The following is a 12,115-nucleotide window of genomic DNA, read 5'->3' on the forward strand; positions in this document are numbered from 1 at the left end:
TCACGGCGCCGCCATGATGGGGAAATGGCGCGCGCTCGTGGGATGATGGGCGACGCACACCCGTACGACTTCTCACGAATGAGGGCGATTGATGGAAACCGCCGAGATCAGGCGCCGCTGGCTGCAGTTCTTCGAAGGCAAGGGCCACACGGTCGTCCCGAGCGCACCGCTCATCTACGACGACCCGAACCTGCTCTTCGTCAACGCCGGCATGGTGCCGTTCAAGCCGTACTTCCTCGGTCAGGCCACGCCGACGTTCACGCGCGCGACCAGCGTGCAGAAGTGCGTGCGCACGGGTGACATCGAAGAGGTCGGCAAGACGAGCCGTCACGGCACGTTCTTCCAGATGAACGGCAACTTCAGCTTCGGTGACTACTTCAAGGAAGACGCGATCAAGTTCGCGTGGGAGCTGCTCACGACGCACCAGAGCCAGGGCGGGTACGGTCTCGACGCCGACCGTCTGTGGCCGACGGTGTTCGAGAGCGACGACGAGGCCTACGCGATCTGGAAGGACGTTATCGGCGTCGACGCCGCGCGCATCACGCGCCGCGACGCGAACGACAACTACTGGAGCATGGGCGTACCCGGCCCCGGTGGGCCGTGCTCGGAGATCTTCTTCGACCGCGGCGCCGAGTACGGCGTCGAGGGTGGCCCGGCGGTCGACGAGGACCGCTACATGGAGATCTGGAACCTGGTCTTCATGCAGTACGAGCTGTCCGCCGTGCGCAGCAAGGCTGACTTCGACGTCGCCGGCGAACTGCCGCGCCGTAACATCGACACCGGCATGGGCCTGGAGCGCATGGCGTCGGTGCTGCAGGGCGTCGACAACCTCTACGAGATCGACGAGGTCTACCCAGTCCTCGACATGGCCGCCGAGATGACGGGCAAGCGCTACGGCGCGAACTCGGGCCAGTCGGCCGCGAGCAGCCACCCTGACGACGTCCACCTGCGCGTCGTCGCCGACCACGTGCGCAGCTCGCTCATGCTCATCGGTGACGGCGTGACGCCGGGCAACGAGGGGCGCGGGTACGTCCTGCGCCGCATGCTGCGCCGCGCGGTGCGCGCGATGCGCCTGCTCGGCTACGCCGACCCGGCGCTGCCGCACCTGGTCCCGATCTCGATGGAGCGGATGTCGCAGTCGTACCCCGAGCTCAAGACCGACTTCGCGCGCATCTCGCAGATCGCGTACGCCGAGGAGGAGGCATTCCGCCGCACCCTCGTCGCTGGTACGACGATCCTCGATACCGCGGTCGCGAGGGCGAAGCAGACGACGGACCAGCAGGCGGGCGGCGACAAGCCCGTCCTCACCGGCGACCAGGCGTTCAGCCTCCACGACACGTACGGCTTCCCGATCGACCTCACCCTCGAGATGGCGGCCGAGCAGGGAGTCAGCGTCGACGAGGCCGGTTTCCGTCGCCTCATGGACGAGCAGCGTCAGCGCGCCAAGGCCGACGCCAAGGCGAAGAAGGCCGGCCACGGTGACGTCGCCGTCTGGACGCAGCTGCGCGAGGCCGGGGCCACCGAGTTCCTCGCCTACGAGACGCTGCAGGCCGAGGCGAGCGTGCGCGGCCTCGTCGCGAACGGCTCGGCAGTCGAAGAGCTCGAGCCGGGTCAGAGCGGCCAGGTCGTGCTCGACCGCACGTCGTTCTACGCCGAATCCGGTGGTCAGATCGCCGACGAGGGCATCATCGTCACGCCCGCCGGTCGCCTCAAGGTCGTCGATGTGCAGCGCCCGGTCAAGGGCCTCATCGCGCACACGGTCGAGGTGCTCGACGGGCCCGTCCGCGTCGGCGAGGGCGTCCAGACGCAGGTCGACCCCGAATGGCGCATCTCCGCCTGCCAGGCGCACTCGGGCACGCACGTCGTCCACGCGGCGCTGCGCGAGGTGCTCGGCCCGTCGGCGCTGCAGAGCGGCTCGTACAACAAGCCCGGTTACCTGCGTCTCGACTTCGCGTGGAACTCGGCCCTGTCGCCCGAGACGCGCAGCGAGATCGAGGAGGTCTCCAACCTCGCCCTGCGTCGTGACCTACCCGTCGCCGCGCAGTACATGACGCTGCCCGAGGCAAAGGAGTGGGGCGCAATCGCCCTGTTCGGCGAGACCTACGACGAGCAGGTGCGCGTCATCGAGATCGGTGGCCCCTGGTCGCGAGAGCTCTGTGGTGGCACGCACGTCTCGCACAGCTCGCAGATCGGTGCGCTCACGCTCACCGGCGAGTCGTCCGTCGGTTCGGGCGTGCGCCGCCTCGAGGCGTTCGTCGGGATCGACGCGATGCGCTACCTCGCGAAGGAGCGCGCCCTCGTCGCCGACCTCACGTCGATGACGAAGGCGCAGCCGGGTGAGCTCAAGGACAAGATCTCCGAGATGCTGACGCGCATCAAGGACGCCGAGCGCGAGCTCGCGCGCCTCAAGCAGCAGCAGATGGCCGCCGCGGCCGGCTCCCTCGTCGAGCAGGCGAAGGACGTCTTCGGGGTGCGCTTCATCGGTCATCACGACGACGCGATCGACGCCGACGCGGCCCGGGCGATGGCGACGGACCTGCGCGCCAAGCTCGGCGACGCGACCCCGAGCGTCGTCGCAGTCGGCGGCGTGAGCAAGGGCCGCCCCGTCATCGTCATCGCGACGAACGCGCCGGCACGCGAGTGGCGCGTCAAGGCCGGTGACCTCGTCAAGGTCGCGGCCGGCGTGCTCGGTGGCGGTGGCGGCGGCAAGCCGGACCTCGCGCAGGGTGGTGGCCAGGACGCCTCGAAGCTCGGCGCCGCGATCGCCGAGGTCGAGCACACCGTCGGCCGCACGGTCACGAACTGAGGGTGCGGCGGGCTCGTCATGCGTGAGGGGATCAGGTTGGGCGTCGACGTCGGCACCGTGCGTGTCGGCGTCGCCGTCAGCGACCCTGGCGGCATCATGGCGACGCCCGTCGAGACCCTCGCGCGCGCGAGCGCGAGCGACAAGGACGTGCAGCGCGTGGCCGAGCTCGCGGACGACGCTCGTGCCCTCGAGGTCGTCGTCGGCCTGCCCCTCAACATGAAGGGCGAGGACACCGCGTCGACACAGGCCGCTCGCGCCTGGGCCAACACGCTGAAGCGTCTTCGGCCCGCGCTTCGCGTCATTCTCGTCGATGAGCGTCTAACATCTGTGTCCGCGCACCAATCGCTCCACGCCAGTGGGGTGGCCGGGCGCAAGCACAGGCAGCACGTCGACCAGCAGGCCGCCGTGCTCATCCTGCAGGCCGCACTCGAGACCGAGCGTGGCACCGGAAGGCCGCCCGGCCTCGAGGTGGGGGGCCGCAAGCCCCGTGCGCGACGACGGACAAGCGAAGGTGACACCCACGATGCCTGATTCTCCCCGCGAGCGTCTCTTCGGGAGCGGCAACGACGAGGTCGACCCCAGCCAGAGCGTCCGTCGCGACGGCGAACGCAGCGCACCCACTCGGGCAGAGCTGCCACAGGCACGACGGCTGCAGTCGCGACGCGAACATCGCGCCCGCGCTGATGCGCGACGAGAGGCCCAGGCTCGCCGCCCAGTCGGCGCGAGCGAGGTCGACTACAACCCGAACAAGCGCCGCGGTCTCGTGACCCTGGCGCTCGCGCTCGTCCTCGTCGTCGCCGCCGGATCCTTCGCGTGGCGCACCCTGGGGCTGAGCCTGCCGTCGTTCAGCAGCTCAGGGGGCGACTACTCGGGCACGGGGGAGAACGAGACCGCCGAGGTCAAGATCAACAAGGGTGACGCGGGCAGCACGATCGGTTCAGCGCTCGTCGCGGCCGGGGTGACGAAGTCGACGTCGGCCTTCGTCGAGGCGATGGCGGCGTCACCGAACGTCAACCTGACGCCCGGCGTCTACAAGCTCAGGAAGAAGCAGAGCGCCGATTCGGCGCTCTCCGCGCTGCAGGACCCGAAGAACCGCGTCGGCGGCGGCATCGTCATCCAAGAGGGCCTGTGGCAGAGCGAGATCTTCGCGAAGCTGTCGAAGGGCACCGGCCACCCCGTCAGTGAGTACGAGGCCGTGAAGCCCGCGCAGCTCGGCCTGCCGAGCACGATGAACGGCAAGCTCGAGGGCTGGCTGTTCCCCTCGACGTACGACTTCGACAAGTCGATGTCGGCGAAGCAGCAGCTGCAGACGATGGTGACGAACACCAAGGAGCAGATCAACTCGCTCAACATCCCGGCCGACCAGATCCAGAAGGTGCTGACGAAGGCCAGCATCGTGCAGGCCGAGTCGCCCAACGCCGCGAACGACGGCAAGGTGGCCCGCGTCATCGACAACCGCCTGTCGAGCGGGATGAAGCTGCAGATGGACTCGAGCGTCCACTACGTCATCCACAAGCGCGGCACGGTGACGACGACCGACGCCGACCGCGCCAACCCGAGCCCGTACAACTCGTACATGCACGAGGGTCTGCCTCCGACGCCGTACAACAGCCCGGGTCTCGACGCGATCAAGGCCGCCGCGAACCCGACGCCGGGCACGTGGAAGTACTTCGTCGCCGTCAACCTCGACACGGGCGAGACGCTGTTCGCGGACACCTACGACCAGCAGCTCGAGAACGAGAAGAAGTTCCGGGCCTGGTGCAAGGCCAACCCCGGACGCGGCTGCTGATGCCCCGCGCGCTCGTCGTCGGCTCGCCGATCGACCATTCGCTCTCGCCGACGCTGCACGAGGCGGGGTATCGAGCGGCGGGCCTGGACGACTGGTCGTACGCACGTGCCGAGGTCGTCGCCGATGAGGTGCGCGCATTCGTGGCCAGGCTCGACGACGATGTCGTCGGACTGTCACTGACGATGCCGTGCAAGGAAGCGGCGTTGGCTGTGGCTGACGAGGCGTCGGCGCTCGCTGGTGACGTCGGCGCGGCCAACACGCTCGTGCGGCGTGACGGTGGTTGGTTCGCCGACAACACCGACGTCCACGGCGTCGTCGAAGCCCTGCGCGCCGCCGGGTGCGCGGGTGGCCGGGGCGCCGTCGTCATCGGCTCGGGCGCGACGGCACGTTCCGTGGTCGCCGCTCTGTCGCGTCTCGGCGTGCGCGAGGTGACGTTCGTCGTGCGCGCGCAGGCGCGCCCCGAGACGCTCGCACTGGCGGGCTCGCTCGGCATGAGCACCCGCGTCGTGCGCGAGGACGACGAGGACGCGGCGTGGGCGGTCGGCATGGCGCTGCTCGTCGTCCAGACGTCTCCGGCCGGGGGCGCGGACGCCCTCGCCGCGCGCGTCGTCGACGCCCCGTCGTTGCGCATCGGCGCGGCCGGCGGGCCGTTCGTCCTCGACGTCGTCTACGCCGACTGGCCGACGGCATTCGCCCGCACGATGAGCGCGCGCGGTGCGACCGTCGTCAGCGGCCTCGACATGCTCGTGCACCAGGCCGCGGCGCAGTTCGAGCTGTTCACCGGCCACGCTGCCCCCATCGCGGACATGATGGAGGCCGGGCGCGCCGCCGTGAAATGATCGGCCGCATGCTTCGTTGGTTGACCGCAGGTGAATCGCACGGCCCGGCCCTCATGGGCGTCATCGAGGGGCTGCCCGCCGGCGTCGAGGTGACGTCGCAGAACATCTCCGACGCTCTCGCGCGCCGTCGCCTCGGCTACGGGCGCGGCGCCCGTATGAAGTTCGAGCAGGACGTCGTGACGTTCGTCGGCGGCCTGCGGCACGGCGTGACGCTCGGTTCGCCGCTCGCGCTGCAGATCGGCAACAGCGAATGGCCGAAGTGGGAGACCGTCATGTCGCCCGATCCGGTTGAGGCGTCCGCGTACGAGGCATCGAACGACGTCAACGCCGAGAAGGAGATCGCGCGCAACAAGCCGTTGACGCGCCCGCGCCCCGGCCACGCCGACCTCGTCGGCATGCAGAAGTACGGCTTCGCCGACGCCCGCCCCGTCCTCGAACGCGCCTCCGCGCGCGAGACCGCGGCGCGCGTCGCCCTCGGTGAGGTCGCCGCGCGCTTCCTCGAGCAGGCCTACGGCATCCGGCTCGTCTCGCACACCGTCGCCGTCGGGACGGCCGCCGTCGCCGACGACTCACCGCTGCCGCACCCCGACGACGTCGCGGCCCTCGACGCCGACCCCGTGCGCACCCTCGACGCCGAGGGCTCGGCGCGCATGGTCGCCGAGATCGACGCGGCGAAGAAGGCGGGCGACACGCTCGGCGGCGTCGTCGAGGTCTGCGCCTACGGTCTGCCCCCGGGCCTCGGCTCGCACGTACACTGGGACCGCCGCCTCGACGCGCGTCTCGCCGCCGCGATGATGGGCATCCAGGCGATCAAGGGTGTCGAGATCGGTGACGGGTTCACGACGGCCGCGCGCCGCGGTTCGGCCGCTCACGACGAGATGGTGCGCGGTGACGACGGCGTCATCCGTCGCCAGTCGAACCGTGCCGGTGGCACCGAGGGCGGCATGTCGACCGGTGACGTGCTGCGGGTGCGCGCCGCGATGAAGCCCATCTCGACGGTGCCGCGGGCGCTCGCGACCGTCGACGTCGCGACGGGTGAGGCCGCGACGGCGATCCACCAGCGTTCCGACGTCTGCGCCGTTCCGGCGGCTGGCGTCGTCGCCGAGGCGATGGTCGCGCTCGTACTCGCCGAGGCGTGCGTCGAGAAGTTCGGTGGAGACTCGGTCGCCGAGACGCGGCGCAACCTCGAGAGCTACCTCGCCAACATCCCCGATCTGCTCACGACGTGGGAGTGAGCGCGTCACCGACGCCAGCGGCTGACGCCGAGCGCCACCACCCGCGTCCCCGCGCCGTGCTCGTCGGGCCGATGGCGTCCGGCAAGTCGTCCGTCGGGCGCTCCCTCGCGGCGCGCTGGGGCGTCGAACTGCGCGACAGCGACGCGCTCATCGTCGAACGCCTCGGCTGCTCGATCAGTGACTACTTCGTGACGCACGGCGAGGCCGCGTTCCGCGAGGTCGAGCGCGACGTCATCGCCGAGCAGCTCGGCACGTTCGACGGCGTCCTCGCGCTCGGTGGCGGGGCGGTGCTCGACGACTCGACGCGGGCGGCGCTGCGCGAGCACACCGTCGTCTACCTGACCGTCGACGAACGCAACGCCGGCTACCGCATCCGCGGCGACGTGACGCGCCCGATCCTCGCGAACGGTGGCATCGACACGTGGCGGCGCATCTTCGCCGAGCGCCGGCGGCTGTACGAGGAGGTCGCGACGGTCACCGTCGACACCTCGCGCGGGACGACGGGTGCGTCGGCCACGCGGATCATCGAGGCGCTCGTCGCGGCCGAGCGCGAGACACCCGTCTCGACTGGTGGGAAGCGCCCGTTGCCGTCGTCGGTGGCGGCGACGATCGCGCGACGACGCATCCTCGGGGCCACACGAGGCGGCCGGACACGCCGCGACGAAGGAGAGACGCCATGAGCATCATCAGTGTGGGAACCGCGTATGCCGTGCACGTCGGCGAGGGGGTGCTGCAAGACCTCGCGGGCGCCGTCCCGGCCGGGGTGGCGCGGGCACTGATCGTCGAGCAGGCGGCTGTGACGGCGATTGCCGACCGCGTCGAAGAAGCGCTGCGTGGCCGCGGCCTCGCCGTCGTGCGCGAGGTCGTGCCCGACGGCGAGGCTGCCAAGACGATCGAGGTGAGCGCGCACCTGTGGGGCGTCATGGCGCGAGCCGGCTTCACGCGCACCGACGTCGTCGTCGGCGTCGGCGGGGGAGCGGTGACCGACCTCGCCGGCTGGGTTGCCGCGTCGTGGCTGCGCGGCGTGGGGGTCATCCAGGTGCCGACGACGGTGCTCGCGATGGTCGACGCGGCGGTCGGCGGCAAGACCGGCATCAACATCGCCGAGGGCAAGAACCTCGTCGGCGCGTTCCACGAGCCGCTCGCCGTGTTCGCCGACCTCGCCACGGTGCGGACGCTGCCCGAACGCGACGTCGCGGCCGGGCTGGCGGAGGTCGTCAAGTGCGGTTTCATCCGCGACGAGCGGATCCTCGAACTCGTCGAGGCCGACCCGGCTGCGTGCCTCGACGTGACGAGCCCGCAGCTCGTCGAACTCGTCGAGCGGGCCATCAGCGTCAAGGCCTCGGTCGTGGCGGCCGACCTCAAGGAATCGAACCTGCGCGAGATCCTCAACTACGGCCACACATTCGCGCACGCCATCGAGCAGCGCGAGAACTACACCTGGCGCCACGGTGCCGCCGTCGCCGTCGGCTGCGTGTTCGCCGCCGAACTGGCCTGCGCGGCAGGCGTGCTCGGGCGCAACGATGTGGAGCGGCAGCGCGCTGTCATCACCTCGCTCGGGCTGCCGACGACGTACGCGGGCGGTGACTTCGACGAGATGCTCACCGTCATGGGGCGTGACAAGAAGACGCGCGGCACGACGCTGCGCTTCGTCGTCCTGCACGGCATCGGCGACGTCCACCGCCTCGAAGGTCCGACGCGCGAGCAGCTGCGCGCAGCGTTCGACGCGGTGACTGGCTGAGACGCCCCGGTCAGCGCGTCGGCTGCTCCTTCTTCGCCGTCTCGCGGTCACCGGCGGCGGTGCCGGCGTTCTCGAAGTCGCCGGCGACCATGATGTCGGTGATCTCGCGCGCCAGTTCGTCGCCGAGGCGCCCCCAGCCGGGCTGGTAGCCGAAGACGTCGGCGAGGCCGGTGCCCTTGCGCATCCCGTCGAGCAGTTCGACGTCGTCGGGCGTCAGCAGACCGGGGTGCGCGACGCCGACGGCGTCACTGATCTTCAGCAGGTCCTTGCGCAGCGCGACGAGGTAGTTCGCGAGGCGCACCTTTTTGAGCTCGGGGTCGAGGCCGTGCGCGAGCCACGCGTTCTGCGTCGCGACGCCCGTCGGGCAGGTGTCCTCGTGGCACTTCTGCGTCTGCAGGCAGCCGATCGACAGCATCGCCTCGCGCGCGACGTTGATCATGTCGGCGCCCATCGCGAACGCCTGCGCCGCCGTGATCGGCAGGCCGAGCTTGCCGGAGGCGATGAACACGACGTCGTCGGTGAGGCCGGCCTCGGCGAACAGGGCGTAGACGCGCGAGAAGCCGACGGCCCAGGGGAGCGCGACCGAGTCGGAGAACACGACGGGCGCCGCACCCGTGCCACCCTCGCCTCCGTCGATCGTCACGAAGTCGACTCCCCGGCGCGGGCCGTCGACGCTCGACATCGCCGCCGTCAGCTGCTGCCAGAACCCCATCTCGCCGACGGCCGACTTGATGCCCACGGGCAGGCCGGTGCCCTCGGCGATCGTCTCGACGAGGTCGAGCATCGAGTCGATGTCGTGAAACGCGGTGTGCCGTGACGGCGAGACGACGGTCTCGCCCTGCGGGACGTCGCGGATGTCGGCGATCTCCTTCGTCACCTTCGCGCCGGGCAGGACGCCGCCGAGGCCCGGTTTGGCGCCCTGGGAGAGCTTGATCTCGATGGCCCTGACGGGCGCCGACTCGACGACGGTGACGAGCTTGTCGAGGTCGAAGTGGCCGTCTTCGTCACGGCAGCCGAAGTAGCCGGTGCCGATCTGCAGGATGAGGTCGCCGCCGCTTCGGTGATAGGTGGACAACCCGCCCTCGCCGGTGTTGTGCATCGCCCCGGCGAGTGCGACGCCCTTGTTGAGCGCGGTGATCGCCGCGCCGGAGAGCGAGCCGAAGCTCATCGCGGAGACGTTGACGACCGAGCGCGGACGGAACGCCTTGGCGCGTCCGCGGGCCCCGCCGAGCACCTTCGCACAGGGGATGGCGTGGTCGTCGGTCTCCGCGGCATGGGACTGCGCGAACGTGCGGTGCTTGACGATCGGGTAGCCCTCGTTGCACTCGAGGTCGTTGTCGGTGCCGAAGCCGACGTAGTTGTTGACGCCCTTGGCCGAGCGGTAGATCCAGGCGCGCTGGTCGCGGCTGAACGGGCGCTCCTCGTCGTTGCCTGCGACGATGTACTGCCGCATCTCGGGGCCGATCAGCTCGATCGCGTAGCGCGCGTGGCCGAGGACGGGGAAGTTGCGAAGCAGCGAGTGGTTCTTCTGCGTGAGGTCGTAGGCGGCGACACCGGCCGTGCCGAGTGCGGGCAGTGCGGCTGCGAGGCGAGTCCACTTCATGCGCCCAGTATGGCGAGGCTCGACGTGAAATGCATCATGCGCAGGTGTGGAACGTCGATCGGGGGAGGTGCGCTCACGCGATAGACTGGGCGCTGATGCCCGTGCGCCTGCGCGGGCGATTGTTGACCGGCCGCGCGGATCACCGTCCGCAGCGGCATCACCCGGGTGCGCGTTCACGGGGCCGACGAGCCCTGGCGCTGCCCGATGAACGAAGGCGGATCTCCATGGCGAGCACGAACGACCTCAAGAACGGCATGGTTCTCAAGATCGACAACGGGCTGTGGTCCGTCGTCGAGTTCCAGCACGTCAAGCCCGGCAAGGGCCCGGCCTTCGTCCGCACGAAGCTCAAGAACGTCATGAGCGGCAAGATCGTCGACAAGACGTTCAACGCCGGCGTCAAGGTCGAGACGGCCAACGTCGACCGCTCCGACATGCAGTACCTCTACAAGGACGGCGACGACTACGTGTTCATGGACATGAAGACGTACGACCAGATCAACATCCCGGCCACCGCCGTCGGCGACGCCGCGAACTTCCTGCTCGAGAACCAAGAGGCGATCGTCGCGCAGAACGACGGCACCGTCCTCTACGTCGAGCTGCCTGCGTCCGTCGTCCTGGAGATCACGCACACCGAGCCGGGCCTGCAGGGCGACCGCTCCACCGGTGGCACGAAGCCCGCGACGCTCGAGACGGGCGCCGAGATCCAGGTGCCGCTGTTCCTCGAGCAGGGCACGAAGGTCAAGGTCGACACGCGCGACGGCTCCTACCTCGGCCGCGTCTCCTGATCGATGGGTGCTCGCACCAAGGCGCGCAAGCGCGCCCTCGACCTGTTGTTCGAAGCCGAGCAGCGTGAGATCAACGCGAAGGACCTGCTCGACGAGCGCGTCCTCGCGCCCGTGACGCCGGCTCCGTTGCCGGAGTACACCGCGGTGCTCGTGCGCGGCGTCGTCGACCACTGGCGCACGATCAACGAAGCGCTCGAGACGTACGCACGCGGTTGGACGCTCGATCGCATGCCCGCCGTCGATCGCGCGCTGCTGCGCGTCGCGGCCTACGAGGTGCTCTACGTCGACGACGTGCCCGACGGCGTCGCCGTCTCCGAGGCCAAGAACCTCGCGACCGAGCTGTCGACCGACAACTCGCCGCAGTTCATCGGTGGTCTGCTGACCAAGCTGTCCGAAGTGAAGTCGAGCATCGTCGACTGACGGCCCCGTCCACCACTCACATGACACGACCCACCCGTTCGCGCGGGTGGGTCGTGTCATGTCGCTCGCGTGGGCCTGAGTGCCCCGATATGCTCGGATCATGCCCGTCGCCTCCCTCTCCGATGTCGAACACGCGCAGCGAGTGCTGTTGTACGGCGTCACGGGATCGGGCAAGTCGACGGCCGCGGCGCGGCTCGGCGCTGCCCTGGGGCTGCCCGTCCACCTCGTCGACGACGAGGTCGGGTGGCTGCCCGGTTGGATCGAGCGTCCGCAGGATGAGCAGCGGGCTCTGGCGCACCAGATGGCGAGCGCACAGGGCTGGGTCGTCGATTCGGCGTACGGCGCCTGGAGGGACGTCATGCTCGAGCGGGCGCAGGTCGTCATCGCGCTCGACTACTCGCGTGCCCTCACCCTCTCCCGCCTCGTGCGCCGCTGCGTCCATCGCCTCACCACTCGCACGCCCGTGTGCAACGGGAACACGGAGAGCGTGCGACAGCTGTTCTCGCGCAACTCCATCGTGCGGTGGCACTTCTCATCGTTCGCGCGCAAACGCGAGCGCATGCGCCGTTGGGAGGCTGCGCCGGAGGGGGTGCCCGTGCTGCGGCTGACGCATCCGCGCGCGTTCGACCGGCTCGTCCAGTCGCTGGAGCTAGACAACATCGGGGCCGCGTCGCGAGAAGCAGCGCTGCGGCACGGCGGCATCGATGACCTGCCCGCCCCGGCCGGTGACGACGCGGCGCGCTTCGTCGAGTTCTGAACGTTCATTCACGGTGTCCGATCTCGGAGACTGCCAAGAGCAGGTCATTAGGCCGAGTGCCGGGGTCCCAACAGGACGACGCCGGTCAGGCGTGGCCAGCGAGGCGCGATAAGGTGGGCAGCGGAATCATCCTTTAACGA

General features: G+C 69.9%; 11 protein-coding genes. 10 read left to right on the forward strand and 1 reads right to left on the reverse strand.

Annotation, left to right across the window (positions count from 1 at the left end; all coding sequences use genetic code 11):
• Positions 1 to 91: 91 nt before the first annotated feature.
• From alaS to aroB, 7 genes are read left to right on the forward strand one after another with little or no spacing between them, the layout of a single operon-like run.
• A complete protein-coding gene (alaS, locus tag AC1RS9_RS00085) occupies positions 92 to 2,806 on the forward strand; it encodes an alanine--tRNA ligase (protein ID WP_239304437.1) in 2,715 nt (904 codons plus the stop codon).
• An 18-nt stretch (positions 2,807 to 2,824) separates the two neighbouring features.
• Positions 2,825 to 3,337: a Holliday junction resolvase RuvX gene (ruvX, locus tag AC1RS9_RS00090; protein WP_038568518.1), complete on the forward strand. Its 513-nt coding sequence runs from the start codon at positions 2,825 to 2,827 to the stop codon at positions 3,335 to 3,337.
• Entirely contained in the window at positions 3,330 to 4,595 is a 1,266-nt protein-coding gene (mltG, locus tag AC1RS9_RS00095) for an endolytic transglycosylase MltG (RefSeq protein WP_449758763.1), read from the forward strand. Before ruvX ends, mltG begins: the two co-directional genes overlap by 8 nt.
• Positions 4,595 to 5,434 carry a shikimate dehydrogenase gene (locus AC1RS9_RS00100; RefSeq protein ID WP_239304431.1) on the forward strand — a complete coding sequence of 280 codons (840 nt, stop codon included), beginning with the start codon at positions 4,595 to 4,597 and terminating at the stop codon, positions 5,432 to 5,434. The genes mltG and AC1RS9_RS00100 overlap by 1 nt, the downstream gene beginning before the upstream one ends.
• Before the next feature lie 8 nt (positions 5,435 to 5,442).
• Positions 5,443 to 6,669 (forward strand): chorismate synthase, encoded by a 1,227-nt coding sequence (gene aroC, locus AC1RS9_RS00105; protein ID WP_239304429.1) that lies wholly within the window; start codon positions 5,443 to 5,445, stop codon positions 6,667 to 6,669.
• Positions 6,660 to 7,349, forward strand: coding sequence for a shikimate kinase (locus AC1RS9_RS00110; protein WP_492920104.1), 690 nt, complete (start codon positions 6,660 to 6,662; stop codon positions 7,347 to 7,349). Before aroC ends, AC1RS9_RS00110 begins: the two co-directional genes overlap by 10 nt.
• Positions 7,346 to 8,410 carry a 3-dehydroquinate synthase gene (gene aroB / locus AC1RS9_RS00115; RefSeq protein ID WP_474916047.1) on the forward strand — a complete coding sequence of 355 codons (1,065 nt, stop codon included), beginning with the start codon at positions 7,346 to 7,348 and terminating at the stop codon, positions 8,408 to 8,410. The genes AC1RS9_RS00110 and aroB overlap by 4 nt, the downstream gene beginning before the upstream one ends.
• A 10-nt stretch (positions 8,411 to 8,420) precedes the next feature.
• Here aroB and AC1RS9_RS00120 read toward each other — a convergent pair whose 3' ends face one another.
• Positions 8,421 to 10,013 (reverse strand): glutamate synthase-related protein, encoded by a 1,593-nt coding sequence (locus AC1RS9_RS00120; RefSeq protein WP_474916045.1) that lies wholly within the window; start codon positions 10,011 to 10,013, stop codon positions 8,421 to 8,423.
• A 224-nt stretch (positions 10,014 to 10,237) separates the two neighbouring features.
• Between AC1RS9_RS00120 and efp the strand changes: the two genes are divergently transcribed.
• The 3 genes from efp (at position 10,238) to AC1RS9_RS00135 (ending at position 11,975) form a co-directional block, all read left to right on the forward strand.
• Positions 10,238 to 10,798 (forward strand): elongation factor P, encoded by a 561-nt coding sequence (efp, locus tag AC1RS9_RS00125; protein WP_131941121.1) that lies wholly within the window; start codon positions 10,238 to 10,240, stop codon positions 10,796 to 10,798.
• Between the two features lie 3 nt (positions 10,799 to 10,801).
• Entirely contained in the window at positions 10,802 to 11,218 is a 417-nt protein-coding gene (gene nusB / locus AC1RS9_RS00130) for a transcription antitermination factor NusB (RefSeq protein ID WP_006943739.1), read from the forward strand.
• Positions 11,219 to 11,318: 100 nt separating this feature from the next.
• Complete coding sequence (locus AC1RS9_RS00135) at positions 11,319 to 11,975, forward strand: P-loop NTPase family protein (protein WP_006943811.1); 657 nt, start codon at positions 11,319 to 11,321, stop codon at positions 11,973 to 11,975.
• Positions 11,976 to 12,115: the final 140 nt, after the last annotated feature.

Source organism: Dermacoccus sp. MPR-E5, from assembly GCF_058809565.1.

Bases quoted from the DNA above. Each gene is read 5' to 3' on its own strand.
- alaS (WP_239304437.1), top strand. From the start codon at position 92: ATGGAAACCGCCGAGATCAGGCGCCGCTGGCTGCAGTTCTTCGAAGGC.
- ruvX (WP_038568518.1), top strand. From the start codon at position 2,825: ATGCGTGAGGGGATCAGGTTGGGCGTCGACGTCGGCACCGTGCGTGTC.
- mltG (WP_449758763.1), top strand. From the start codon at position 3,330: ATGCCTGATTCTCCCCGCGAGCGTCTCTTCGGGAGCGGCAACGACGAG.
- AC1RS9_RS00100 (WP_239304431.1), top strand. From the start codon at position 4,595: ATGCCCCGCGCGCTCGTCGTCGGCTCGCCGATCGACCATTCGCTCTCG.
- aroC (WP_239304429.1), top strand. From the start codon at position 5,443: ATGCTTCGTTGGTTGACCGCAGGTGAATCGCACGGCCCGGCCCTCATG.
- aroB (WP_474916047.1), top strand. From the start codon at position 7,346: ATGAGCATCATCAGTGTGGGAACCGCGTATGCCGTGCACGTCGGCGAG.
- AC1RS9_RS00120 (WP_474916045.1), bottom strand. From the start codon at position 10,013: ATGAAGTGGACTCGCCTCGCAGCCGCACTGCCCGCACTCGGCACGGCC.
- efp (WP_131941121.1), top strand. From the start codon at position 10,238: ATGGCGAGCACGAACGACCTCAAGAACGGCATGGTTCTCAAGATCGAC.
- nusB (WP_006943739.1), top strand. From the start codon at position 10,802: ATGGGTGCTCGCACCAAGGCGCGCAAGCGCGCCCTCGACCTGTTGTTC.
- AC1RS9_RS00135 (WP_006943811.1), top strand. From the start codon at position 11,319: ATGCCCGTCGCCTCCCTCTCCGATGTCGAACACGCGCAGCGAGTGCTG.